Source organism: Paraburkholderia sp. WC7.3g, assembly GCF_050436345.1.
Taxonomy (GTDB): domain Bacteria; phylum Pseudomonadota; class Gammaproteobacteria; order Burkholderiales; family Burkholderiaceae; genus Paraburkholderia; species Paraburkholderia podalyriae.
Genome location: NZ_JBNDMA010000002.1, coordinates 1,141,983 through 1,164,856, shown reverse-complemented (window position 1 = coordinate 1,164,856; position 22,874 = coordinate 1,141,983). Strand labels below are relative to the sequence as shown.

21 protein-coding genes and 2 pseudogenes are annotated in these 22,874 nt (G+C 60.9%); 17 read left to right on the top strand and 6 right to left on the bottom strand.

Features of this window, described 5'->3' with window-relative positions:
* Positions 1-320 precede the first annotated feature (320 nt).
* Positions 321-1,055 (top strand): hypothetical protein, encoded by a 735-nt coding sequence (locus OKW43_RS16890; protein ID WP_429448591.1) that lies wholly within the window; start codon positions 321-323, stop codon positions 1,053-1,055.
* A gap of 431 nt (positions 1,056-1,486) precedes the next feature.
* Here the strand turns inward: OKW43_RS16890 and OKW43_RS16885 are convergent.
* The 3 genes and pseudogenes from OKW43_RS16885 to OKW43_RS16875 form a co-directional block, all read right to left on the bottom strand.
* Positions 1,487-2,492 (bottom strand): annotated as a pseudogene (locus OKW43_RS16885) (CobW family GTP-binding protein).
* Between the two features lie 360 nt (positions 2,493-2,852).
* The gene (locus OKW43_RS16880; protein ID WP_429448589.1) at positions 2,853-3,200 is read right to left on the bottom strand and encodes a hypothetical protein; all 348 of its coding nucleotides are present in this window, start codon (positions 3,198-3,200) and stop codon (positions 2,853-2,855) included.
* Positions 3,201-3,557: 357 nt separating this feature from the next.
* A complete protein-coding gene (locus tag OKW43_RS16875) occupies positions 3,558-4,268 on the bottom strand; it encodes an alpha/beta fold hydrolase (RefSeq protein WP_429448587.1) in 711 nt (236 codons plus the stop codon).
* Positions 4,269-5,054: 786 nt separating this feature from the next.
* On the opposite strand from OKW43_RS16875, the gene OKW43_RS16870 reads away from it, so the two are divergent.
* The 10 genes and pseudogenes from OKW43_RS16870 to OKW43_RS16825 form a co-directional block, all read left to right on the top strand.
* Positions 5,055-6,074, top strand: coding sequence for a LacI family DNA-binding transcriptional regulator (locus tag OKW43_RS16870; RefSeq protein WP_187638483.1), 1,020 nt, complete (start codon positions 5,055-5,057; stop codon positions 6,072-6,074).
* A gap of 113 nt (positions 6,075-6,187) precedes the next feature.
* Positions 6,188-7,519, top strand: coding sequence for an ABC transporter substrate-binding protein (locus OKW43_RS16865; protein WP_187638482.1), 1,332 nt, complete (start codon positions 6,188-6,190; stop codon positions 7,517-7,519).
* Between the two features lie 66 nt (positions 7,520-7,585).
* The gene (locus OKW43_RS16860; protein WP_429448584.1) at positions 7,586-8,542 is read left to right on the top strand and encodes a carbohydrate ABC transporter permease; all 957 of its coding nucleotides are present in this window, start codon (positions 7,586-7,588) and stop codon (positions 8,540-8,542) included.
* Complete coding sequence (locus tag OKW43_RS16855; protein WP_187638497.1) at positions 8,539-9,492, top strand: carbohydrate ABC transporter permease; 954 nt, start codon at positions 8,539-8,541, stop codon at positions 9,490-9,492. Before OKW43_RS16860 ends, OKW43_RS16855 begins: the two co-directional genes overlap by 4 nt.
* On the top strand, positions 9,489-9,683 hold the full coding sequence (locus tag OKW43_RS16850) for a hypothetical protein (protein WP_429448582.1): 195 nt from the start codon (positions 9,489-9,491) through the stop codon (positions 9,681-9,683). The genes OKW43_RS16855 and OKW43_RS16850 overlap by 4 nt, the downstream gene beginning before the upstream one ends.
* A gap of 4 nt (positions 9,684-9,687) precedes the next feature.
* On the top strand, positions 9,688-10,791 hold the full coding sequence (locus OKW43_RS16845) for an ABC transporter ATP-binding protein (protein WP_429448580.1): 1,104 nt from the start codon (positions 9,688-9,690) through the stop codon (positions 10,789-10,791).
* Positions 10,784-11,821, top strand: a complete 1,038-nt coding sequence (locus tag OKW43_RS16840) for an ABC transporter ATP-binding protein (protein ID WP_429448578.1) — start codon at positions 10,784-10,786, stop codon at positions 11,819-11,821. Before OKW43_RS16845 ends, OKW43_RS16840 begins: the two co-directional genes overlap by 8 nt.
* Complete coding sequence (dhaL, locus tag OKW43_RS16835; RefSeq protein ID WP_429448576.1) at positions 11,818-12,459, top strand: dihydroxyacetone kinase subunit DhaL; 642 nt, start codon at positions 11,818-11,820, stop codon at positions 12,457-12,459. Before OKW43_RS16840 ends, dhaL begins: the two co-directional genes overlap by 4 nt.
* A 2-nt stretch (positions 12,460-12,461) precedes the next feature.
* The gene (gene dhaK, locus OKW43_RS16830; protein ID WP_187638476.1) at positions 12,462-13,451 is read left to right on the top strand and encodes a dihydroxyacetone kinase subunit DhaK; all 990 of its coding nucleotides are present in this window, start codon (positions 12,462-12,464) and stop codon (positions 13,449-13,451) included.
* 260 nt (positions 13,452-13,711) lie between these two features.
* A pseudogene (locus OKW43_RS16825) lies at positions 13,712-13,955 on the top strand (transposase); the annotation flags it as partial.
* 216 nt (positions 13,956-14,171) lie between these two features.
* Here the strand turns inward: OKW43_RS16825 and OKW43_RS16820 are convergent.
* Complete coding sequence (locus tag OKW43_RS16820; RefSeq protein WP_187638475.1) at positions 14,172-14,354, bottom strand: hypothetical protein; 183 nt, start codon at positions 14,352-14,354, stop codon at positions 14,172-14,174.
* Between the two features lie 380 nt (positions 14,355-14,734).
* Between OKW43_RS16820 and OKW43_RS16815 the strand changes: the two genes are divergently transcribed.
* Both OKW43_RS16815 and OKW43_RS16810 read left to right on the top strand, forming a co-directional pair.
* Positions 14,735-15,106 (top strand): hypothetical protein, encoded by a 372-nt coding sequence (locus tag OKW43_RS16815; protein ID WP_429448574.1) that lies wholly within the window; start codon positions 14,735-14,737, stop codon positions 15,104-15,106.
* A 58-nt stretch (positions 15,107-15,164) separates the two neighbouring features.
* Positions 15,165-15,359, top strand: a complete 195-nt coding sequence (locus tag OKW43_RS16810) for a hypothetical protein (RefSeq protein ID WP_429448572.1) — start codon at positions 15,165-15,167, stop codon at positions 15,357-15,359.
* 478 nt (positions 15,360-15,837) lie between these two features.
* Here the strand turns inward: OKW43_RS16810 and OKW43_RS16805 are convergent, their stop codons facing one another.
* On the bottom strand, positions 15,838-16,458 hold the full coding sequence (locus OKW43_RS16805) for a TetR/AcrR family transcriptional regulator C-terminal domain-containing protein (protein ID WP_429448570.1): 621 nt from the start codon (positions 16,456-16,458) through the stop codon (positions 15,838-15,840).
* 186 nt (positions 16,459-16,644) lie between these two features.
* Between OKW43_RS16805 and OKW43_RS16800 the strand changes: the two genes are divergently transcribed.
* The 4 genes from OKW43_RS16800 (at position 16,645) to OKW43_RS16785 (ending at position 22,130) form a co-directional block, all read left to right on the top strand.
* The gene (locus tag OKW43_RS16800) at positions 16,645-18,156 is read left to right on the top strand and encodes an efflux transporter outer membrane subunit (RefSeq protein WP_429448568.1); all 1,512 of its coding nucleotides are present in this window, start codon (positions 16,645-16,647) and stop codon (positions 18,154-18,156) included.
* Between the two features lie 17 nt (positions 18,157-18,173).
* Positions 18,174-19,397: an HlyD family efflux transporter periplasmic adaptor subunit gene (locus tag OKW43_RS16795; RefSeq protein ID WP_429448566.1), complete on the top strand. Its 1,224-nt coding sequence runs from the start codon at positions 18,174-18,176 to the stop codon at positions 19,395-19,397.
* A 12-nt stretch (positions 19,398-19,409) separates the two neighbouring features.
* Positions 19,410-20,951, top strand: a complete 1,542-nt coding sequence (locus OKW43_RS16790) for a DHA2 family efflux MFS transporter permease subunit (protein WP_429448564.1) — start codon at positions 19,410-19,412, stop codon at positions 20,949-20,951.
* Between the two features lie 123 nt (positions 20,952-21,074).
* Positions 21,075-22,130, top strand: a complete 1,056-nt coding sequence (locus tag OKW43_RS16785) for an AI-2E family transporter (protein WP_429451698.1) — start codon at positions 21,075-21,077, stop codon at positions 22,128-22,130.
* A 60-nt stretch (positions 22,131-22,190) separates the two neighbouring features.
* Here OKW43_RS16785 and OKW43_RS16780 read toward each other — a convergent pair whose 3' ends face one another.
* Positions 22,191-22,814, bottom strand: coding sequence for a TetR/AcrR family transcriptional regulator (locus OKW43_RS16780; protein ID WP_429448562.1), 624 nt, complete (start codon positions 22,812-22,814; stop codon positions 22,191-22,193).
* Positions 22,815-22,874: the final 60 nt, after the last annotated feature.

Below are 22,874 nucleotides of genomic sequence, written 5' to 3'. Positions count from 1 at the left end.
TTCGGCCAATGCCGACGCTCGGCAGTCGGCGATGATGAGGCAGCTCCGCGTCGGATTTCCGACATTCGCCTGTCGACCGTGGCGAATGTCGCACTCGCGTCGCGCAAACGGGTCCTCCCGACCCTGAGCGGACGAGTTAGTCCGCCTGGAGCGGTCACTCGGCACTCTGTTTTGGCGGCATGGAGTCGCATTGATCGCCGATACTAGGGCGCCCTATTTGTCGCATTGACCCAAGCCCGGCGGGTTCAGAGCGTCACGGGGAAAGAATCAAGTTAAAGATCGCAATTTAGCGTGCTTCGGCCAAAACAAGAGACCAAAAGATGACGAAGAGCCGTGTTCTGTGTATGTATTTGCTGCTGATGCTCTGGGCGTTGGTATCTGGCTGCACAACTTTGGCGGATGCAAAATTGGCGCGCGGAACTGGCACGACGCGCTTGTACTCAGTGACACCCGATATAGTCTGGAGGTCATTGCCCAATGTCGTTACGACTGCCGGGCTCGATTTCATCGACGAAAACCAGTCGGCGGGGTATGCACTTGCTCAACACGGTATCAATGTTCTGAGCTATGGGGAGAACGTTGCCATCTTCGTAGAGCCGGGACGCACCGCGTCAACGACGATCGTCGAGGTGGTGTCGAAGCGGGCGATGGCGACGAATATCCTCGCTACCAATTGGGAGCAAATCATTCTTGATGGCTTGAGCAAGGTGCTCGCCAACGGTTCATCTACCACCGCCGCGCACTTGGTTGCGCGCGATGCAGACACATCGACAACGCGTTATCCGGAAAGCAATTTCGCTGCAATTGGAGACGTGTCCGCTGTTCCTACACACGATCAACATGTCCGAGAACTCTACGCCGCATGGCTCGACAAGCCCATTCCCCGAGCGTTTGCCGTCTCAGATAGCGGCCAAGCTAATGCTACGTGGGGCACACCCACGTCTCAAAACGAGCCGCCTGACGCGGCCGAAAGGGCACTGAAACACTGCCGCGACAGTGGCTTGCAGGGATGCAAGCTCTATGCTGTAGATCACCGTGTGGTCTATGTTCCGTAGTTGGTAAAGCGGGCATCGTCGCCGGGTGATTGCGACAGCGGTGACGTTCCCGAGTCCTTCACGACCACAATTGTCGGCAATTTAGGCGACGCCGTCGACCGTCCGAAACTGGCCGACAGTACTCATCCACAGAAGCCGCCCGAAAGCGGCCGTCGACGATTTTCAACGGTCGCTCTACAGGACCTTCATTGAACTGGTGCTCTCGTTAAGGGTTATTCGACAGTGCGCCGCGACCGGCCGTTGCGCACTGTTCATCGGCCGTTGGGATACAACTAATAATTGCCGAAGTCCTGGGACTGCCGCTTGCACAACGTAGTTCCGAGGTCCGTCGACACGACGTAGTCTGCTTCCCACTCTGGGCTGTACCGCGAAAGCGGTGGTATAGCCACGCCGTACAACTCCGAACGTCCATCAGGAGATGACCGCGCAGGTCACTGCCGCAGGTCGTCGCGAATCATGCAATTGTCGAGCCCCGACCTGAAAAGATCGGCTGGCAGCTGCTTGCCGATGAAAACGATCTTCGTTTCACGCTCGTCAACCCCACCCCACGGCTTGTCGGTGCTCGCACCGAAGATCATGTGCACGCCCTGGAAGACGGTGCGACGGTCAACGCCATGGATATCGAGCACCCCCTTGTAGCGCAGCATGGCCGGGCCGTAAGTGGCGACCATTTCGCTAAAGAACTCCTCGACCTTGTCCCGATCGAGCGGAACCTTGGTGCGGTAGACAAACGACGCAACGTCGTCATCGTGTTCGTGTGCCAGGTCCGCGAGGAAGTCCGGTTCAATGTCGATGATTGCGTTGAGGTCGAAACTTCGAATATCCAGCAGTTCCCTGAGGTCGGTCGCACCGAAATGCACCGGCCTGATCGGTGCCCGCGGGTTCATTTGCCGCAGTCGCGCAGCGAGCTGACTGGCCTCCTCTCGCGATACGAGGTCAACCTTCGACATCAGGATGCGGTCCGCGAATCCGACCTGCTCCTGCGCTTCGTGATGCTCGCTCAATTGCGCCTCGGCATGCTTCGCGTCAACCACCGTGACGATTGCATCGAGCATGTATGACGCCTGCACCGTGTCGTCGACGAAGAACGTCTGCGCAACCGGCGCGGGGTCAGCCAGGCCGGTCGTCTCGATGATCACGCGTTCGAAGTTCAACTCCCCTTTCGCGCGCCTCTCGGCGAGTGTCGACAGGATGCGCACCAGATCCCCGCACCGTGCAGCAGATACAGCCGTTGTTCATCTCGACGATCTGCTCGTCGCCGTCCTGGACGAGCAGTTCATTATCGATACCGGTCTCCCCGAATTCATTTTCAATCACGGCGACGCGGCCGCCATGATGTTCGGACAGGATGCGGTTGAGCAGGGTGGTCTTGCCACTACCCAGGAAGCCCGTCAGCATCGTCGTAGAGATCAGATGGGTGGAGTTTGTGGCGGTCATCGCAGATCAAGCCTCTTTGACTGTTGGTGCTGCAAATCGAGTCGGGCAACGAATATCCACGCGTCCAAATTCACACGATGAAGTAGATGCGCGTCGCCTGTCTGCGTCGCGCATGAAAATCGCCGGCGACACGCAAGTCATTGCGCGGTAATAAACAGCCACCGGCAATCGTAGCTCCGCGGCAAATGGAACACGGATTCCTGTGACCAAAGGTGAAGCCCGCGTCTGTGCCTGAACGGCGACGTGCTGCGGTGCAGGGGTGACGCGTATCCCGCCGTGGCGAGCAGCAATCCGCAGGCAGACTCTGCTCGACTGAGATCAGTTCGCTTTCAAAGGCATCAATCGCCTTTCATCGCTCGCTCAGGCGAGTTCGACCGGGCCGTGATCGTCACAATGATCTCCATGCGGATAATGCAGGTGACCGTCGACGAGATAGTCAACGTGGTCCCCATGTGGTACAGGTTCGTGGCCGCACCCGGGGCCATGGACGTGGCCCGGCGCGTGGCCGCCGCAGCCCGGCGTACATTGATCGGGATTGTTCGCGCTCACTTCGAGCCTATGCTCGTCTACATGATCGCCGTGCGGGTGATGCAGATGACCGTCATGCAGATAGTCGACGTGATCGTTATGCCTGATCGCTGTGTGGCCGCAATCCGGACTATGCTGATGATCGTGATGCGCATGGTGTGGTTCGTGACAGGTGCTCATGGTGACTCTCCTCGCGGTGGATGGGGGGCCTTCTTTTCCGCGCGCGGGCTCGGCTCTTCCGCCTGGGTAAACACACTGTCTGGCAGCTTGAGCACAGCATCGAACCCGTTCACACGGACTCGCTCCATGATCTCTCAATCCACCGATCGATGGAAGCGAATTGGTGGCGGCTTTCAAGTAACTGTCGGCGCCCAGGAGCGAACTGGCGGGTTACCGCATATGCGATCGAAGCGAGCGTTGAGCAAATGGATTTCACGCAGCGCCCGACAACACGCGCGAATAGTTGATGCACGGTCAGACAGTTGATAGGGGAAAGCATTCCAGAGCGTCTGGCTATGCCCGTCTGTCGTTGATTGTCTAAAGCGGCGATTCCTTCGTCAAAAATCGCCTGATGGCAATGGAGACGATTTCTGGAAACTCTTCGTGAATCGCGAGCTTGCCCTTCATGACCCATTCAACCTGAACATTTGGCAATTGTCCTAACGCCTCCATTTCGACACGCGATTTCGGCGGCGTCTGATCGCCGTAGATCACGAGGATCGGAATGTTGGCTCGGCGCGCAAGATCAAGGAACGCCGCACGGTTGACGACCCGGTCTAGCGCACCGGTCACAAAGCGTACCGAACTGTGCCGGGCTCCGGGCGCACGGGTGACGGCGAGTTTGGCCGCGAGACGATCGCCGTCAAGCCAGTCAGGATCGCTGTAAATGTGTTCTCTCGCCATCATGGTGATGACATGGCGACTGACGTTGAGCCGGTAGAGAAGCGGGCCAGCGAGGGGGTGATCGATCGCAGCGCGCACACCGGAGAACCAGGCCCGCTGGCCGCCCATCATCGTCGGCAACGGGCCGCGCCATGTCGGTGCGACGAGGACCAGGCGATCAACCGTACCTGACCGCAAGACGGCCTGGTAAAGCGCATAGGTGGCTGCATGTCCGGCCGCCACAATGGCGTGCGGTGGTGCCACGATGTCGCTTGGAAACCAGTTAAGAAACTCCGAGAGAAGCTCCGGCGACCATTCTTCCTTTGGCCGCGCCTGATCGCCGAACCCAGCTGTACCTTCATCCACGATTGCAAAACAAGCCGCACGATGGCCAACAGGTCGAACCGGCGCTGATCAAACCCGCGAAGGACCGAGGCCTCGAGCCCGTAGGAGCGATTGGGAGTCAGCGCGCGAATAGCCCATCATGGTCCGTTGCCTCGCAGAGGCACATTTGTACGAGACCGGATATACGTGAGCGATCCACAATGAGGCTTGATAGGAGTCCATATACGGTCCTTCTCACTCGGTTCACGCACATCCGCTCACGAGGTACCAGCGGCCCGTCGGCGCAGCAACGGGTAATGGTCGATCGGCGCGGCAGTAGTTTAAGGCGCACCAAATACACGGATGAGTTCGGCTATCCGTTGGACCGTGCTGGTGCCTGACAACCAGCGAATGATGGGTGCGGATTCTCGGCTACGCGTCAACGGCGGCGACGACCCTCTATCGATATCCGTATAGCGGGACGTCTTTACCGATCCACGCGCGCTGCGCCAGATGCGAGCGATCGAGCGACAATGCCTTGATTGCGGTCACCCGCTTGCTCGCTACGAAGCTCGCGGGCACGGCACCCATCGCGTTCTGTGCAGTGTTCCCCGTATTCGACGCAAGGCGGTTGCCCCCGATACCTTTCGTGCCAAGCACCGCCTTCTGATTTAGGCAATTCATGCATTCAGACATGCACGCTTAAACGCGATTCATTAATGCCGTCAAAAATGATGCGTTTATCGTCGCAAAAAAACTTGCATTTCCCGCGGGAAAAACTACCTTCATTAAACAAAGCAGCTTCTGGCTCGGCACTGGAGGAGACACATGCCGGCTACACGTATGATGATTGCGCGTCGTGCGGGCGTGAGCGTCGCTACGGTCGATCGTGTGTTGCGCGACGACCAGGCCGTGCGTCCCGAAACGGCAGAGCGCGTCCATCTGGCGCTCTCGGCCCTGCGCGACGACCGCGCCAGTCGCGGTCGCCCTGCCAAGATCAACACGTATCGCGTGGCCTTCGTTCTACCTCAGGTCAATTCGCGGTTCCTCGACCAGGTCGAGCGCGACATTGCGCTGTCCGCAAGTTTCTTTCGCGAGCACCGCATCATTCCGTCGTTCTATCGGTGCGATTTCTCCACTCATCGCGACACCATTGCTTTCGCCGAGCAGGCGGTCGACTACGACGCAATGGTGCTTGTGCCGCTCGACTACCCCGGAGTCGAACGCCTCATTGAAGATACGAGCGATGCGGGCGTGCCCGTTGTTACGGTGTTCTCCGATCTGCCTGCAAGTCGCCGCGCGGCGTATGTCGGCGTCGATAACAGGATTGCTGGACGCACCGCAGGACTCTTGATGGGCCGTTTTCTCGGCGCGCGACTCGGCACGGTGGCGATTTTATCGGCCTCGTCGCGCCTGCACGATCAACTGGAACGACGCACGGGCTTTTCGCAGGTGCTGGAAGAGGACTTTCGCAACCTGCGCTGGATTGCCGAACCAGACTTCGCCGAAGATGACGACGGCGCGGGTCTTGCCGTGCAGGGGCTCCTTGCGCGTCACCAGGATCTGGTCGGCGTTTATGTGACGGGTGGCGGCATCTCTGGCATCGCGACCGCATTGCAGGAATCCGGCGACAAGGCACGCCTGGTACTGATCGGGCATGAATGCACCGTGGAGACTCGCGCGCAACTGTCCGAGCGTGCGATCGACGTAATCCTCGATCAGGACGTGCGCGGCATCGTCCACTGGTCGGGCCTCGTCGCAATCAATTGTCTTAACAACGTGCGTGGCGCGCTCGCCATTCCAACGCCGGAGACCAGGATCTATCTTCGTGAGAATGCGCATGCCTGAAGCTCGCGACACGTGGATTGCAGTCTGAATCCGCTGAGCTCAAACGCAGCACCCGGCGCATGGGCGCTGTTCCATAGCAGGTTGGAGACCCGGGAAAGACAAGGAGAAGACAAATGTTACGTCTTACGTCAGCAAGGGTAATAGCGGCGGGCATCATCACGTTGGGGCTCGGCACGGCAACCGGCGCGCAGGCACAGGGCAAGCAGTTGACGTTATGTTGGGCAGCATGGGACCCCGCCAATGCACTCGTCGAATTGTCGAAAGATTTCAGCACGAAAACCGGCATCAAGATGAAATTCGAGTTCGTGCCGTGGACGAGTTACGCGGATCGCTTTATCAACGAACTTAATTCGCATGGCAAACTATGTGACCTGATCATTGGCGACAGTCAGTGGATCGGCGGCGCGGCAGTCAACGGGCACTACGTGAAGCTCAACGATTTCTTCGCGAAGAACAAGATTTCGATGAACGACTTCGTGCCGGCGACCGTCGTCGGTTATGCGGAGTGGCCGAAGAATACACCTAACTACTGGGCCTTGCCGGCCATGGCGGACGCAGTGGGCTGGACGTATCGCAAGGACTGGTTCGCCCGTCCGGAATTGCGTGCCGAGTTCAAGCAGAAATATAAACGCGAACTCGAACCGCCGACCACACTGGATGAACTCAAGCAAACCGCGGAGTTCTTTCAGGGCCGCAAGATCGATGGTAAGACCGTATACGGTGCCTATATCTTTACAGAGCGCGGTTCTGAAGGCATCACGATGGGGGTGACCAATGCGCTTTACAACTTCGGCTTCGAGTATGAAGACCCCAAAAAACCCTATCACCTGGATGGCTTCGTCAACTCGCCGGGCGCGGTCAAGGGGCTGGAGTATTACAAGGCGCTTTACAAGTGCTGCACGGCGCCCGGCATGACCAACGCGTACATGCAGGAAGGACTGGACGCCTTCAAGTCCGGCCAGGTGGCAATGCAGATGAACTGGTTTGCATTCTTCCCCGGGCTCTACAAAGACCCGAATGTCGGCGGCGACAAGATTGGTTTCTTCGTTAACCCGGGGGAATCGAAGCAGTACACGCAGCTTGGCGGACAGGGCATTTCAGTCGTCTCTTATTCGGATCATAAGGACGACGCGCTCGAATACATCAAATGGTTCGCGCAGCCGGATGTTCAGAAGAAATGGTGGCAGTTGGGCGGCTATTCGGCGGCGAAGTCGGTAGTAGATGCACCCGACTTTCAGAAGAGCGCACCCTTTGCGCCGGCATTCCTGAAGTCGATGTCGATAGTAAAGGACTTCTGGGCTGAACCCACCTATGCGGAACTGCTGCTCGACATGCAAAAGCGCGTGCATGACTACGTGGTGGCCGACAAGGGCACGGCCAAGGAAGCGCTGGACTTGCTGGTCAAAGACTGGAACAAGGTATTCAAGGCGGAAGGCAAGAACTAGCGCGTATCGAGGACGGGACCGGCGGCTCCTGCACGGATGCCGCCGATGCCTTTAAAGGAGCGAGGCATGCTGGCAAACAAGCCTTTTTCGTCGGCGGGGCTGGAATCCCCGGCGACGGTGCGCGCGCGCACGCGTCTGGCTGGACTGTCGGACACAAGCATTGCGTGGCTGTTCATCCTTCCAACAATCCTGCTGTTGCTCGCAATCAACATCTTTCCGTTGATCTGGGCGTTACGTCTGTCGTTTACCAACTTCAAGTCGAATATGCCGAGTGTGCCGGCGCGCTTCGTTGGAATCGAAAACTACGTCGACATTCTCACCGACGAAGACATCTGGTACGCGATGCAGGTAACGGCGCGTTTTGTGTTCTGGTCGGTCGGCCTCGAAGTGCTATTGGGTTTCGGCCTCGCGTTACTGATCAACCGGCAGTTCCGCGGTCATAGCTTCTGGACCACGCTGATCCTGCTGCCGATGATGCTGTCGCCCGCAGTGGTTGGCAACTTCTGGACCTTTCTGCTGCAACCGCAAACGGGACTGTTCAACGATATCGTCGGCTTCTTCACCGGCATTGCGCCCGGCTCGTTCCAGATGATCGGCGACGTGTCGCTCGCGCCGTGGACCATCGTGATGGTCGATACGTGGATGTGGACACCGTATGTGATGCTCATCTGCCTCGCGGGCCTGCGCTCGATTCCCGACTATATCTACGAAGCCGCCGAGGTGGATCGCGCCACACCGTGGCGGCAGTTCTGGTCGATTACCTTGCCCATGACTTTGCCATTCCTGATGCTCGCCGTGCTGTTTCGCGGCATCGAGAACTTCAAGATGTTCGACATGGTGAACCTGCTGACTTCGGGCGGCCCAGGTTCGGTGACCGAAACGGTATCGATCACATTGAAGCGCGCCGCTTTCGAGAAATGGCAGACAGGCTACTCTTCCGCACTGGCGATCATTCTGTTCGTGACGGTATTCGGTGCGGCGAATATCTACGTCAAGGCGCTCAACCGGGTGAAACAGCGATGAGACCGACTACCGCACAACATTCGGTGGTGGCCTCTTCGCCTCGCGGCAAGCGCTTCGCCGCGGCGGTTGTCATCACTTACGCATTGCTCGCAACTTTGCCGATGCTGTGGATCTGCCTGACCAGTTTCAAAACGCAGGAAGATGCCATCGCCTATCCACCTGTCGTGTTGTTTCAACCGTCACTGGAAGGTTATGTGAACCTGTTCACGATCCGTTCGCGGCAAACACCGGAGTTCATCGCCAGCCTGCCGCCCGCGAAGACCTGGTATGAGCGCGATGTGCACAAGCGAAACATGGTGATTGCCGGGCCTTCCAAAGTTCTGCCGCGCTTTGTAAATTCGCTCGTGATCGGTTTCGGCTCGACCTTTCTCGCGGTATTTCTCGGCACATTGGCGGCTTATGCGTTCTCGCGTTTCAAGGTGCCGCTCGCCGACGACCTGCTGTTCTTCATTCTGTCGACGCGCATGATGCCGCCGATTGCAGTCGCCATTCCAATCTACCTGATGTATCGGGCGCTCGGGCTGAGCGACAGCTATGTCGGCATGATCGTGCTCTATACGGCGGTAAATGTATCGCTGGCAGTCTGGCTTTTGAAGGGCTTCATGGACGAGATTCCACGCGAATACGAGGAGGCCGCGCTCGTGGACGGCTATACGCGGCTCCAGGCTTTCGTCAAGGTAGTGCTGCCGCAGGCCATCACCGGCATTGCCGCGACTGCGATTTTCTGTCTGATCTTCGCGTGGAACGAGTACGCATTCGCGTCCCTGCTGACGAGCGGTGATGCGCAAACAATGCCGCCGTTCATTCCGTTCATCATTGGCGAGGGCGGGCAGGACTGGCCGGCCGTCGCGGCCGCGACAACACTTTTCGTGCTGCCTATCCTGATCTTCACTGTCGTGCTGCGCAAACATTTGTTGCGCGGCATCACCTTCGGAGCGGTGCGCAAATGAAACGAAATTCCGTTTTGCCGCAAAGACATTATCTGCGCCGTGGCTACAGCGAAGCAGTGTCGACTGCACTGATCGGTCTTGGCATGGCGATGCTGGTGCAGCCGTTTTCACTGACACTGTTCACGTGGTCGTTTTCCGTCATCCTGGTTGGCGCGCTGGCGTTTGTCGTTACCAGTCATTTCCCGGACTGACGCCATGTCGACGATCGTTCTTGCCAGCCTTCACAAGCGTTTCGACAACTTCGTCGCGGTGCGCGACACCAGTCTGACCATTGGCTCCGGGCGCTTTGTCGTGTTGCTGGGTCCGTCGGGCTGCGGCAAAACCACGACGCTGCGCATGATAGCCGGCCTTGAATTGCCCACCTCTGGACAGATCCTGATAGACGGCGAGGACGTGACGCAATTGCGCGCGCGTCAGCGCGACATCGCATTTGTGTTCCAGATGTTTGCGCTCTATCCGCATATGACAGTGCGCAACAACATAGCCTTTCCGCTCAAGAACGAGCATGTGCCGCGCAAGGAGATCGCGGCGCGCGTGGACACCGCCGCCCACATGCTGCGCATCGAGAACATTCTCGATCGCAAGACGGGCGGCCTGTCCGGCGGCGACCGGCAGCGCGTGGCGCTGGGCCGCGCGATCGTTCGGCAGCCGAAGGCGTTCCTGATGGACGAACCCCTCGGCACGCTCGATGCGGATTTTCGCGAGCTGATGTGTCTCGAGTTGCGCAAGCTGCATAACGCGCTTGGTGCCACGACCGTTTATGTCACGCACGATCAGAGCGAAGCGATGGCGATGGCCGACGACATCGTCGTGATGAACAGGGGAGAGTTGCTGCAAGCCGGGCCGCCCCAGGAGATTTATCACTTTCCGGCGACGGTGTTTGTCGGCAATTTTATCGGCAGTCCGCCGATGAATTTCCTCCCTATCGATGGCGGCCTGGACGCTGGCGACGAACAAGTCCGTTTGCATGGGGCAGCGGTGCCGGTGCCGCGCTCTGTCGCCGCCGCTGAACGCGTGCTGCTGGGTATTCGTCCCGAGCATGTCGCGATCGACCAGCACGGTCCGCTGCGCGGCAAGGTCACCGCCGATGAATATCTCGGTTCGCATCAGGTGCTTGTGGTCGAGACCGCGCTGGGCGCAGTGCGAGTGCGGGTCGGCAAAGACGATGGCCTGCCGGCCGGATCACCGGTCGGCTTGTCGTTTCGCAAGGAACGCACATTGCTGTACGACGCGCAGAGCGGCCGGCTGCTGCCGGGCGCTGCTCGCACGGTTCCTGCACACGGAGAAGCTCATGGCTGAAATCCAGTTGCGCAATGTGTCAAAACGGTTCGGCGACATCGCCGCGGTCGACGATATTTCGATCGACGTGGCCGACGGCGAGTTCGTCGTGCTGCTCGGACCGAGCGGCGCAGGCAAGACCACGACGCTGCGTCTGATCGCCGGGCTGGAGCGGCCCGATGCGGGGGACGTGCTGATCGACGGGGCGATAGCGACCGGCGTGCATCCATCCGATCGCGACGTCGCGTTTATCTTCCAGCAATACTCGCTGTATCCGCATTTGACCGTGTTCGGCAACCTGGCCTTTCCGTTGCGCTCGCCAAGACGGCGCAGCAGCGAGGCGGATGTGCGTGCGCGTGTTCACGCGGTCGCGGAAATGCTGCATATGGAAGCGAAACTCGACAACATGGCCACACATCTGTCCGGCGGCGAGATGCAGCGTGTGGCGATTGGGCGCGCGCTCGTGCGGCAGCCCAAGGTGTTTCTAATGGACGAGCCGCTGTCGTCGCTCGATGCGAAGCTGCGTGAAGAACTGCGCATCGAACTAAAGCGCCTGCATCGTACGATCGGCGCGACCATCGTCTACGTCACGCACGATCAGGTCGAAGCGACCACGCTTGCGAATCGCATCGGCATTCTCGACCATGGGCGTCTCGTGCAGCTCGGCACGCCGCGCGAGGTGTATGGCAATCCGGCGTCGCTGAGCGCCGCGCAGCGGCTCGGCTCCCCGCCGATCAACCTGCTGCCGCCCGCACTGTTCGACTCGGCTCACATGCCGGCGGGCACGGCGACTGTCGCGATCCGTCCCGAGGATATCGTGCTGCACGACCCGGCTCAGGGCGACGCGAATGGCGCACAGGATGCACTCAATTTGACGGTGCTCGAATATTCGCCGCTACGTCATCTGCTGATTCTCGATCGCGCCGGAACCGCCGTGGTCGCGACGACCGTCACCGAGCGCAATTTTTCGCCGGGCCAACGGGTCGGCGTGTCGCTGCCCCCACGCAGCCTTCTATATTTCCATGCCGACGGCAGAAGGATCCCGACATGAACGGCAAAACGGTCATGACGTGCATCGACGCCGCGTATGCGGCGTTGAAGGAGCACACCGACGAGATTGCTTCGCTCGACCAGCAGATCGGCGATGGGGATCACATCTTCAATCTGCTGCGCGGCATGGAAGCGCTGCTCGCGACGCGCGCGGAGATCGAGGCGAAAGCGTTCGGCCCCGCGCTCGAGATCGCGGCGTCCAAGGTGCTGTCCACGGTGGGGGGATCGTCCGGGCCATTATTTTTCTCGTTGCTGAACGGGATGGCGAAAGCGTCCGCGAACAATGCAATGGATCTGGCTGGCTTCGCCCGCGTCTTTGCGGCGGGAGTGAAGGCCGTTGGACAACGAGGCAAGACCGGCCTCGGCAGCAAGACGATGATGGACGTGTTGATACCGGTCGCGCAGCGCTTCGAGGAACTGGCTACAGAAAGCGCAGCGGCGCGCGCGGTGCTTGACACTTTGCCGCGCGTCGCGGAGGAAAACATGCTGGCGACCCGCGACATGCTGGCAACCAAGGGGCGCGCATCGTTTCTCGGCGAGCGCTCGCGCGGGCATATCGATCCGGGCGCGCGCTCCAGTCAGATCATGATTGCTTCGGTATGCGCGCGGCTCGTGCAACACAATGGACAAGGAGCGTGACGGTGAAAAAATTCATCAATCATGTGGACGATTTTCTCACCGAAAGCCTGGCGGGATTCGCCGCGGCGCATGCCGACCTGGTCGTACTCAATCGCGAACCGGTGTTCGTGCGGCGCAAGGACCTGAAGCCCGGCAAGGTCGCGCTGATCTCGGGCGGCGGCTCGGGGCACGAACCGCTCCATTCAGGATTTGTCGGCCATGGCATGCTCGACGCCGCTTGCCCAGGTCAGATTTTCACATCGCCGACACCCGACCAGATGATGGCTGCCGCTAAGGCCGTCGATACCGGCGCGGGCGTGCTCTTCATCGTGAAGAACTACTCGGGCGATCTGATGAACTTCGAAATGGCGTCGGAGATGTCCGAGGTGCCGAATACAATGGTCCTCATTAACGATGACGTCGCGGTAGAGAACTCCAGCTATACGACCGGACGGCGCGGCGTTGCGGGTGCGGTGATCGTCGAGAAGCTGGTGGGCAGCCTGGCTGAAAGCGGTGCGAGCCTCGATGAATGCAAGTTATTTGGCGACCAAATCAACAAGCACACGGCTTCGATGGGTGTCGCATTCTCCAGTTGCACGGTGCCGGCAGCTGGTACGCTGACGTTCAAGATCGGCGACGACGAGATCGAAGTCGGCGTCGGCATCCATGGCGAGCCGGGCAGGCGGCGCGCAAAATTTGCGTCGGCCGACACGATTGCGGGGGAGTTGCTAACGGCTATCGTCGACGATCTCAAGCCGCCTGCGGGGGCTGGCTTGCTGGTGCTTGTGAACGGCCTTGGTGGCACGCCGCTTGGCGAGCTTTATCTTCTCTTCAACTCAACGCGCGCGTGGCTTCAAAAGCGCGATCTGAAAATTGCGCGCGTGCAGGTGGGCACGCTGACCACTTCGCTCGAGATGGCAGGCGCTTCAATCACACTTTGCATGCTCGACGAAGAGATGACGAAGCATTGGGACAGCGCCGTGCACACGCCGGCGCTAAGGTGGGGTGTATAGCACCAAGGCGATGATGTGCCGGGGCGATAGCAAGCGTTCGGCGCTCGAAAGCGCATAGTCGGGAGAGGGTCTGATTGAAGCGGCGTCACTGTCTGCAAGGTCCGATCATGCGAGAGTTTCATGAGGACCGAAAGGCTGTGGTTCGCATCCTGGTAAGCGAACGTCTCGCATTGATCGGCGGATTGCTGACGGTCGCGACACCGCACCGCCGGACGTCAGCTTCCCGCATCAGCGAACTCACACTCCTGTTAAGACACTAAGCATTCAGTTCGGGGCGGGAGTTGGCCGCATGGGTCGGCATCGTGCCGAAGCAGACCGGCTCAGGCGGAAAGGTGAACCTGCACAGGATCAGCAAGCAAGAGAGGCGACACCTATTTACGCACACTGATGATCCACGGCGCGCGTAGCGTAATAGAGAACGCAAAGGAGCCCGGCGAGTGGGTCGAGCAGACGATGAAGCGGCGACCAAAGAATCTGGTGTTGTTCTCGCCGGTGCAAAAATGAGCCAGTTGCCGACGCACCGATGAGCCGGGCTGCAAGCACGTAAAGCCGTCCGTTCGGAGATGAGATTGGGCATCGAACAGGTTCATGCGAATCTCGGCATCCGGATCAAAACGGAGTCGGCGACATCAGGCGGTATCTCTACCAGCCAACAGAACCGCCATAAGCGCCCCCATTGGGCGAGTGATCGAGTGGCCTTCGTCGTTGCGCGCAGAGGGCTCAGTGCGTCAGGACGGTCGTGTGCGCGGCGAGGCGCTCGACCTCGAGTAGCGCCTGGCCGAGCACATCGATAGCCCCATTCGTGGTGGAGGCCGTAGCAGCGCTGCGCAACGCATGCTGAACGACCTCATGAATGACTTCCGTGTTCGATGATCCGATCTGGAACGTCAGTTGGTGTGCCATAAGTATTCCTGCGTAAATAGCGAAGTGTGTGTCAGATGGATGCAGTATAAGCAAAGCGCGCTGCCATTTGAGGCGCGCAATTATGAGTTGCGAGATCTCCAATATACGGGTTTGTGGGAACCGCGAATCGCTGGCATCAGGACAACAAGCGAAAGGTATTCCGATATTCAAGTAGCGTCTTGGCAACGGACTTCGATTGAAGCTTGCACACTTTACCTTCCAGCGACGGCAACTATCCGTTGCCCCGGAGATGCTTGTAAGCCGACGGTAAGTGACTAAACTGGCACCAACGAACTGGCAAACAGCACTCATGCCTCGCCAGACCGTTGTTCCCCAAACACCGCGTCTCCTGCATCCGACGCTCGATACGAAGTCTGATCATGCAAAAGTCGAAGACCTTCATCCCCGTCCCTGTTGTCGCGTCGATCTTGTCCCTTTCGACCCCCGCATTCGCCAGCAGCAGCGGTCCCCAAACCTATGAGCAAGCGGCCGCGCAACCGGTTCAGCGTCAAACGGTTCAGCGTCAAACGGTCGGCTACCATGACCGCACGAGCGCCGCTACACAACATGCGATGGACTTTCAGGCGGTGTTAGCCCGCGTGGAAGCACAACGACAGGCGTTCAACAGCTGTGGTGGTGTGAATAGTTCGTCCGCTCCCCTCCCGTCAGACAATGTAGCGTCGGGCAGCCCCGTCGACTTCAGTACCGCAACGGCGGCCTGGCGTTACAAGGCAACTATGGCCGCGCGTTGATACGGCCTGCGGCTGCCAATCGCATCAAGATCAAGACAACCAGCTGAACAAAATCGGAATGAAAAAGACCTTCCCCGTACTGTTCGCATTCGTTACCAGCACATCCGTGCTTGCGCAAAGCAATCTGCCGCAGCAATTGCCGAAGCAGCAGCTAGCCTCCGCCCGGCAACCCGCCACGAAGCAGCTTTCACAGGGTGGGCCGCAGCTTCCGGCACAAGCGTCGATGCAAGTTCCGACCCAGCTTCCGAAATAACCCGTACGGCTGCGCAACCCGCGCAGCCGTACCTGAGAGACCGGCGATTGTCGCGGCTAGCCGGATTCGGTTCATCGCCGTAGGCGCATGCGATGCGCGACGGCGTTTGCCGGTGATTCGTTCATGGCGCCGGCAAATCGCTGGCCGTGAGACTGTGGTTGATTGAGCAATAGACTGCGCTCAACGCTCCCCTCAGCAATTCGATGAGGCGCTGCATCTTCGCCGGCCGCCTTCGGGTTTCGGCGATCGCATGGACCGAGATCGGCGTGCCCCGCCATCCGGGCATGTTTCAGGGTAGCCAGCCACTGGCCGATTCAAGTGACAATTGGCCCCAGTACAGGCTAGCAGGCGGATATCCATGTCAGGCGTTGCAAGCGGCGGATTTTGCCGACGCGGTGTAGGCTGAACCGCCCACCTGGCGACACGGTGGCGGTTCGCTTGCCGTCTCCCGACTTCCGCGACCCGTCCAGGCGCCTGCCTATGCGGCGGCGTCACCTTTGTCCGTGGGCCCGTATGCGGCCAGGAAGACGTCGACCGCTCTTTGAACAACTTTGGCGAGGTTGCGGGAACTGGTATCCGCGGGCACGCCCAGCAGGCATAGCTCCAGCAACTCCGCATCATATAGCCCGCGCAGATGCGCGGTCGCGACATCTGCGTTACAGCTGCGCAGTTGCCCGCCGTCAATCGCTTGCTGCAGGAAGTCAGTCACCACTTGCCAGGCGAGCTTCGGCCCACGGTCATAAAACAGGGCGCCGACGTTCGATCGGCCGCCTTCATGATGCGCGAGACGGCGCACCGCCAGTACCTGCGGCTTGAGCGTCGCGGCGAGATACTGTTTGCCGAACCTCAGCAGTGTTTCGCGAATCGGCAGCGAGGTCTTGAGTAGCTCCGTCGCCACTTTGGCTTCCTCCGCGGCGGCCATCATGACATCCGCAAACATCACTTCCTTGGACTCGAAATAGCTGTAGAGCGTGGCCTTTGATCCGCCTGCCCGCGCCGCGATCTCCGACATCGATGCCCGTTCGAACCCCACTTCGCTGAACACCTGGAACGCGGCGTCAACGATCGCCTGCCGCTTTTCTTCTGTCTTCACTCTCATTTTCAATGCCCTCCTCCGGTCTGCAAGACCGATCAACGACATGGCCGGCGGCGACGCCCGTGACCGGCCTTCGACCTTCAATGTTGTGATCTTACCATACCTGAACCGTACAGTTTATTTGTGTTGACAGGCACGGCTCTCATAACTAGACTGTCCAGTATTGTAAAAGAGCGAAGGGAGCAGGCGATGATGCAAGAGAGCACGGACATTCGGAGTCAGGTGAAACCGGTGAGGCTGGCCGTCGCGTTCGCGTTCACGATGGTGGTGAGCGCCTGCGCGCAACTGCCTGACATGCCGCAAAAGCCGGTCACGAAGGACATCAGCAGATATGAGACGGCGCAGAGTCTCAGTGCGGACGGTGGCAAGCAGGGCAGCACGGCGTCTGCGTGGCCCACCGATCAGTGGTGGCTCGGCTACAACGATCCGCAACTGAACGCGCTGATCGGAGAAGCGCTCCAGGATGAGCCGACGCTGGCGGCCGCCCAGGCGCGGCTGCATAACGCCGAGGCGTCGGCGCAGGTGGCCGGCGCGGCGCTGCTGCCCGAAGTCAGCGCGCAGGGCTCGGTTGAAAAGAAGAAGCAGAGCTACAACAACGGTATTCCCTCGGATTTCGTTCCCCACGGATGGCGCCCCTACGGCACTGCCGAACTCGACTTCAGCTACGAAATCGACTTCTGGGGCAAGAATCGCGCTTCGCTAGCCGCCGCCACGTCGGAACTCGAAGCGGCGCGCGCCGATGCGGCACAGGCCCGCATGGTGCTGTCCGCGTCGATCGCCGCAGCGTATGCCGACCTCGCGCGTCTGTTCGCCGAGCGCGACAGTGCGCAGGCGGCACTGCAGGTCCGCACGCAATCCGCACAGCTGTTCCGGGAGCGTTTCGCCAACGGGCTCGAAACGCAGGCAGGTGTGAAGCAGGCGGAGTCGAAGCAGCAAAGCGCGCAGGCCGACCTGCTCGCGCTGGATGAATCGGTTGCACTCGAGCGCAACCAGATCGCCGCGCTGATGGGCGCCGGGCCCGACCGCGGCTTGCGCATCGCACCGCCGGCCGTCGATCTGACGCAGCCTGCCGGCATGCCCGCCAACCTTGGACTCGGCCTGCTTGGCCGCCGCCCGGACGTGGTCATTGCACGCCTGCGCGTAGAGGCGGCGGCGAAGCGGATCGACGTCGCGCGAGCCGGGTTTTATCCGGACATCACGCTTGGCGCGTCGATCGGCTTCCAGTCGCTTGGCCTGAACATGCTGACGAACGCGGCTTCGCTGGCCGGCAACTTCGGTCCGGCGATCACGCTGCCTATCTTCAACGGCGGACGTTTGCGCGGCGAACTGCGCGGCAAGCGGGCGGCCTACGACGAGGCGGTCGCGAACTACGATGAAACGCTGACGAAGGCGCTGCACGACGTGGCCGACGTGGCCGCAAGCAAACGCGCGCTGGCGGACCGGCTGCAAGCGACGCAGGCCGCCTACGACGACGCCGCCCAGGCGCACCAGGTCGCCCTCGATCGCTATCGCGCCGGCCTTGCCGGTTACCTCGAAGTGCTGAACGCCGCCGATACGATGACTTCCGCGCAGCGCCAGCTCGCCGATATCCAGTCGCGCACCTTCTCGCTCGATGTCGCGCTCGTGCGCGCACTCGGCGGCGGATATCAGGCCAGCACGCCGGCCGCAACCGACGCAACCCATCCCAACAAGCAAAGCTGATTTCAAGGACTCCGATCATGTCTGAAACGCAATTCGTCAAAACCAGCGAGTCGCTGATGCCGGACTCGCCCGCTTCCGCTGCTCCCGCTGCTCCCGCCGTTCCCGCCGATACCGGCGTTGCGGCCGGCGCTCCCCCTTCGAACCGCAAGAAGCTGTTCGCGCTGCTCGGCGGCGCCATTCTCGTCGCCGGTCTCGGCTACGCGAGCTACTGGCACTTCGTCGCGTCGCATTACGTGTCGACCGATAACGCCTACACCGCGGCCGAAGTCGCATCGATCACGCCGGCGGTCAGCGGCATCGTCAAAAGCGTGCCGGTCGTGAATACGGAGCAGGTCCACAAGGGCGACGTACTGGCCGTCATCGATGACACCGACGCGAAGATTGCGCTCGCGCAGGCTGAGGCCGATCTGGGCCGCGCCGAACGCAAGGTCCGCGGCTATGTCGCAACGGATTCGCAGCTGAGCGCGCAAGTCAGTGCGCACGCAGCCGACGAAACCCGCATGGCCGCACAGATCGCGTCGGCCCAGGCCGACTTTGACCGCGCGGCGATCGACCTGCAGCGCCGCGAAGTGCTAGCCCACAGCGGCAGCGTATCGGGCGAAGAGCTGAGCAACGCGCGCGCTGCGTCTGCCACCGCCAGGGCGGCGCTCGACGCAGCCCGCGCTGCGGCCCTGCAGGCGAAGGCAAGCCGCGACGCCGCACTCGGCTCGCTCGAGGCGAACAAGGTGCTGATTGCGGACACGACGGTCGATACCAATCCGGAGGTCCTGCTCGCACGCGCGAAGCGCGATCAGGCACGCGTCGATCTCGAGCGCACCGTGCTGCGCGCGCCGGTCGACGGTGTCGTCGCGAGCCGCCAGGTCCAGGTGGGGCAGCGCGTTCAGACCGGCGGGGCGTTGATGTCGGTCGTACCGATCGAATCCGTGTACGTCGACGCCAATTTCAAGGAGACGCAGCTCGGCAAGGTGCGCATCGGTCAGCCGGTCGAACTGGAGTCGGATCTGTACGGCAGCAAGGTCGTCTATCACGGCAAGGTCGCGGGCCTGGCGGGCGGTTCAGGTTCGGCGTTCGCGATGATTCCCGCGCAGAACGCGACCGGCAACTGGATCAAGGTCGTGCAGCGCCTGCCGGTGCGCGTCAGGATCGACCCGGCCGAGCTTCGCGCGCACCCGCTTGGCATCAGCCTTTCGATGGCCGCGACGGTCGACACGCGCAGCGGCAACGACGCGCCCGCTCACTAAGGATCCGCCACCATGTCTTCCAGTCAGGCCAATGACATAGCATTGCCGCCGCTGTCCGGCCCCATGCTGATTCTCGCGGCGTTGATGATCGCCGCCGCCAACTTTGTTGCGGTGCTGGACAGCACGATCGCAAACGTGTCCGTGGCGACTATTTCCGGTGCACTCGGCTCCTCGACGAGCCAGGGCACGTACGTGATCACGTCCTACGCGGTGGCCGAAGCGATCACCGTGCCGCTAACCGGCTGGCTGGCGAGTCGCTTCGGAACGGTGCGCGTGTTCATCACGGCGCTGATCATGTTCGGACTGGGTTCGGCACTGTGCGGAATGGCGACTTCCCTCACCACGCTGGTGCTGTTCCGTGTGCTCCAGGGGCTCGCGGGCGGCCCGCTCATGCCGCTCTCGCAGACGTTGCTACTGCGCATCTTCCCGAAGGAGAAGACCGCCGCCGCGCTCGGCCTGTGGAGCATGACGACACTGCTGGCGCCGGTGATGGGTCCTGTGCTGGGCGGCGTCATCTGCGACGATTATCACTGGTCCTACATCTTCTTCATCAACGTGCCGGTGTCGCTGATCTGCGCATACGCGGGATGGATGCTGCTCAAGCGCTATGAATCCGAGAAGATCCGGATGCGGATCGATACCGTTGGACTGGTGTTACTGGTCATCTGGGTCTCGGCCCTGCAGATCATGATCGATGAGGGCAAGGACCAGGACTGGTTCAGCTCGATGGAAATTCGCGTACTGGCGGTGACTGCGGTGATCGGCTTCCTCGCCTTCCTCATCTGGGAGCTGACCGAGCGTAACCCCATCGTCGATCTACGGGTGTTCCGCCATCGTGGCTTTGGTGCGAGCGTGGTCACCATGACGCTGGCGTTCGGCGCGTATTTCGGCGCCACCGTGCTCACGCCACTGTGGTTGCAGAGCAATATGGGGTACACGGCCACGTGGGCCGGCTACGCCACGGCGACCACCGGCATCTTCGCGGTCGTCTCCGCGCCGCTTGCGGCCAAACTGTCAACGAAGTTCGATGGACGCTGGCTCGTGTTTGCCGGGGTGATGTGGCTCGGCTCGGTAACGCTGTTCCGCACCCACGCGAATTCGGACATGGACTTCTGGCAGGTGGCGTTGCCGCTGTTGCTGCAAGGCGTCGGACTTCCGTTCTTCTTCGTCCCGACGACGAGCCTCGGGTTGAGCAGTGTCGACGAGCCCGAAACGGCTTCGGCGGCGGGGCTGATGAGCTTCTGCCGGACCTTCGGCGGAGCGATTGCCACGTCGGTCGTCAACACGTTGTGGGAGAACAAGACCAAGTACAACCGCGCGGAGTTGTCGGGCCTGGTCGATCAGGCTGGCCACTATGCGGCCTCGCTAACGGGCTCAGGCTGGAGCGCACATCAGGCGCAGGCTCAGATCAGCAACATGGTCGAGTCGCAGGCGGTGATGCTCGCCACCAACCAGCTTTTCTTCAGCATCGCATGCTGCTTCGTCGTCGGCGCACTGGCGATCTGGATTGCGCCCAAACCGACGCGTGTGGCCGATACGTCGCAGGCGCATTGAGCGCGGGGGGCGCGTGCGCCCCCGCTGATTGAATGGCGACACTGATGACCCTGCTCGATACGCCGCAGTCTTTTTTGCGGTGTCGCTTGCGGGCCACCCGAATACGATTCTCAAACCATGCCCATGACTCCCTATCGGCGCCAGGCTCTCGTCTGGAGCGCCATCGCCGCTGGCCTCGGTATCCTTCTATGGATCCTACGACCGGTTCTCACGCCATTCCTGCTCGGCGCGCTCGTCGCGTACATGTTGCAGCCGGGCGTCGAGTGGTTGGTGCGCCAGCGTGTGCCGCGTACGGTGGCCGTGCTCCTGATGATGCTCCTGTTCGCATCGATGCTGACGCTACTGCCGCTACTTGCGTTCGCCGTGATCCACAAGGAAGGGCCCGAGCTCGCGAAGAACATTCCCGTCTTCATCGCCGGCCTGAACGCGTGGCTGCAACCGAAGCTGGCACTGCTGGGCGTCAGCTACTCACTCGACCTGCCCGGAGTCCGCGATTTGCTGACGGGCGACACGATCGGCAACGGCCAGACCGTCATACTCGCCGCCTGGCGGTACGCGCGTACAGGCAGCAACGTCGTGCTTCCTGTTGCAAGCAACGTCATACTGGTGCCGCTTGTCCTTTTCTATCAGCTTTACGACAGGCACCAGATATTCGCGCGGATGGAAAGCCTTGTGCCGCGGCGCTGGGTCGGCAAGGTCCGGGCACTCGTGACCGAGATGGACCACATGTTGTCGCAATACTTACGCGGCCAGTTGCTCGTGATGGGCGTGCTCGCCGTGTTCTACCCGGTAGCGTTGACGCTGGCCGGCCTCGACATCGCGTTGCCCATCGGACTCTTCACTGGCTTTGCGGTGTTCATCCCCTACGTGGGTTTCGCCCTGGGACTCGCCCTTGCCCTTCTTGCCGCGCTTCTGCAGTTTGGCGGCTGGTACGGACTGGCTGCAGTCGCAGCCGTGTACGGGGTTGGGCAGGTTCTCGAAAGTTCTTTTCTTGTTCCCAGACTCGTGGGTGACCGCATCGGTCTACACCCGCTCGCGGTGATCTTCGCTCTGCTTGCGTTCGGCCAACTTTTTGGCTTTTTTGGCGTGCTGCTCGCGCTGCCGGTCAGTGCGATCCTTGCAGCGCTGCTGGGCGACTTGCGGCGCCGCTATGTGGCCAGTGCGCTGTATAAGGATTGACCGCCGGTTTGCCCTGGATGCGGATCTGCCGCCCGGACAATGCGGGCGGCAGCCGGATGATCAGTGCGTGGTTTGTGCGGCGTCCGTCGGCCCGTATGCGGCCATGAACACGTCGACCGCTCTCTGGACGACCTTCGCGATGTTGCGGGGGCTGGTATCGGCCGGCACGCCAAACAGGCAAAGCTCCATCAACTCCGCTTCATACAGCGTGCGCAGATGCGCTGTCGCGATGGCTGCGTTACAGCTGCGCAGCTGCCCGGTGTCAATCAATTGCTGCAGGAAGACAGCCACCGTTTGCCAGCCGAGCTTCGGCCCGCGCTCATAGAACAGGGCGCCCACATTCGACCGGCCGCCTTCGCGATGCGCGAGACGGCGTACCGCGAGCAGTTGCGGTTGCAGCACCGCAACCAGATAGTGCGTGCCGAAGCTCACCAGTGCATCGCGAACCGGCGCCGAGGTCTTGAGCAGTTCGAACCCCGCTCGGACTTCCTCCTGCGCGGCGGCAGTCATGAACTCAGTGAACATCTCTTCCTTCGACTCGAAATAGCTGTACAGCGTGGCTTTGGACCCGCCTGCCCGTGCCGCGATCTCGGACATCGACGCCTGCTCGAACCCCACCTCACTGAACACCTCGAACGCGGCGTCAACAATCGCCTGCCGCTTTGCTTCCGTTTTCCCCCTCATCTCGGGCTCTCCTTTTGTTTATGCGATCGATCGACGACGCCGCCGGCGGCAACGCACCTG

What these genes read in the sequence shown, in the direction of transcription:
- OKW43_RS16880 (WP_429448589.1), bottom strand. Translation starts at nt 3,200, where the DNA reads ATGAGCACCTGTCACGAACCACACCATGCGCATCACGATCATCAGCAT.
- OKW43_RS16810 (WP_429448572.1), top strand. Translation starts at nt 15,165, where the DNA reads ATGAAAAAGACCTTCCCCGTACTGTTCGCATTCGTTACCAGCACATCC.
- OKW43_RS16850 (WP_429448582.1), top strand. Translation starts at nt 9,489, where the DNA reads ATGAAACGAAATTCCGTTTTGCCGCAAAGACATTATCTGCGCCGTGGC.
- OKW43_RS16890 (WP_429448591.1), top strand. Translation starts at nt 321, where the DNA reads ATGACGAAGAGCCGTGTTCTGTGTATGTATTTGCTGCTGATGCTCTGG.
- OKW43_RS16865 (WP_187638482.1), top strand. Translation starts at nt 6,188, where the DNA reads ATGTTACGTCTTACGTCAGCAAGGGTAATAGCGGCGGGCATCATCACG.
- OKW43_RS16785 (WP_429451698.1), top strand. Translation starts at nt 21,075, where the DNA reads ATGACTCCCTATCGGCGCCAGGCTCTCGTCTGGAGCGCCATCGCCGCT.
- OKW43_RS16780 (WP_429448562.1), bottom strand. Translation starts at nt 22,814, where the DNA reads ATGAGGGGGAAAACGGAAGCAAAGCGGCAGGCGATTGTTGACGCCGCG.
- OKW43_RS16870 (WP_187638483.1), top strand. Translation starts at nt 5,055, where the DNA reads ATGCCGGCTACACGTATGATGATTGCGCGTCGTGCGGGCGTGAGCGTC.
- OKW43_RS16815 (WP_429448574.1), top strand. Translation starts at nt 14,735, where the DNA reads ATGCAAAAGTCGAAGACCTTCATCCCCGTCCCTGTTGTCGCGTCGATC.
- dhaL (WP_429448576.1), top strand. Translation starts at nt 11,818, where the DNA reads ATGAACGGCAAAACGGTCATGACGTGCATCGACGCCGCGTATGCGGCG.
- OKW43_RS16795 (WP_429448566.1), top strand. Translation starts at nt 18,174, where the DNA reads ATGTCTGAAACGCAATTCGTCAAAACCAGCGAGTCGCTGATGCCGGAC.
- OKW43_RS16820 (WP_187638475.1), bottom strand. Translation starts at nt 14,354, where the DNA reads ATGGCACACCAACTGACGTTCCAGATCGGATCATCGAACACGGAAGTC.
- OKW43_RS16860 (WP_429448584.1), top strand. Translation starts at nt 7,586, where the DNA reads ATGCTGGCAAACAAGCCTTTTTCGTCGGCGGGGCTGGAATCCCCGGCG.
- OKW43_RS16805 (WP_429448570.1), bottom strand. Translation starts at nt 16,458, where the DNA reads ATGAGAGTGAAGACAGAAGAAAAGCGGCAGGCGATCGTTGACGCCGCG.
- OKW43_RS16840 (WP_429448578.1), top strand. Translation starts at nt 10,784, where the DNA reads ATGGCTGAAATCCAGTTGCGCAATGTGTCAAAACGGTTCGGCGACATC.
- OKW43_RS16790 (WP_429448564.1), top strand. Translation starts at nt 19,410, where the DNA reads ATGTCTTCCAGTCAGGCCAATGACATAGCATTGCCGCCGCTGTCCGGC.
- OKW43_RS16800 (WP_429448568.1), top strand. Translation starts at nt 16,645, where the DNA reads ATGATGCAAGAGAGCACGGACATTCGGAGTCAGGTGAAACCGGTGAGG.
- OKW43_RS16855 (WP_187638497.1), top strand. Translation starts at nt 8,539, where the DNA reads ATGAGACCGACTACCGCACAACATTCGGTGGTGGCCTCTTCGCCTCGC.
- OKW43_RS16845 (WP_429448580.1), top strand. Translation starts at nt 9,688, where the DNA reads ATGTCGACGATCGTTCTTGCCAGCCTTCACAAGCGTTTCGACAACTTC.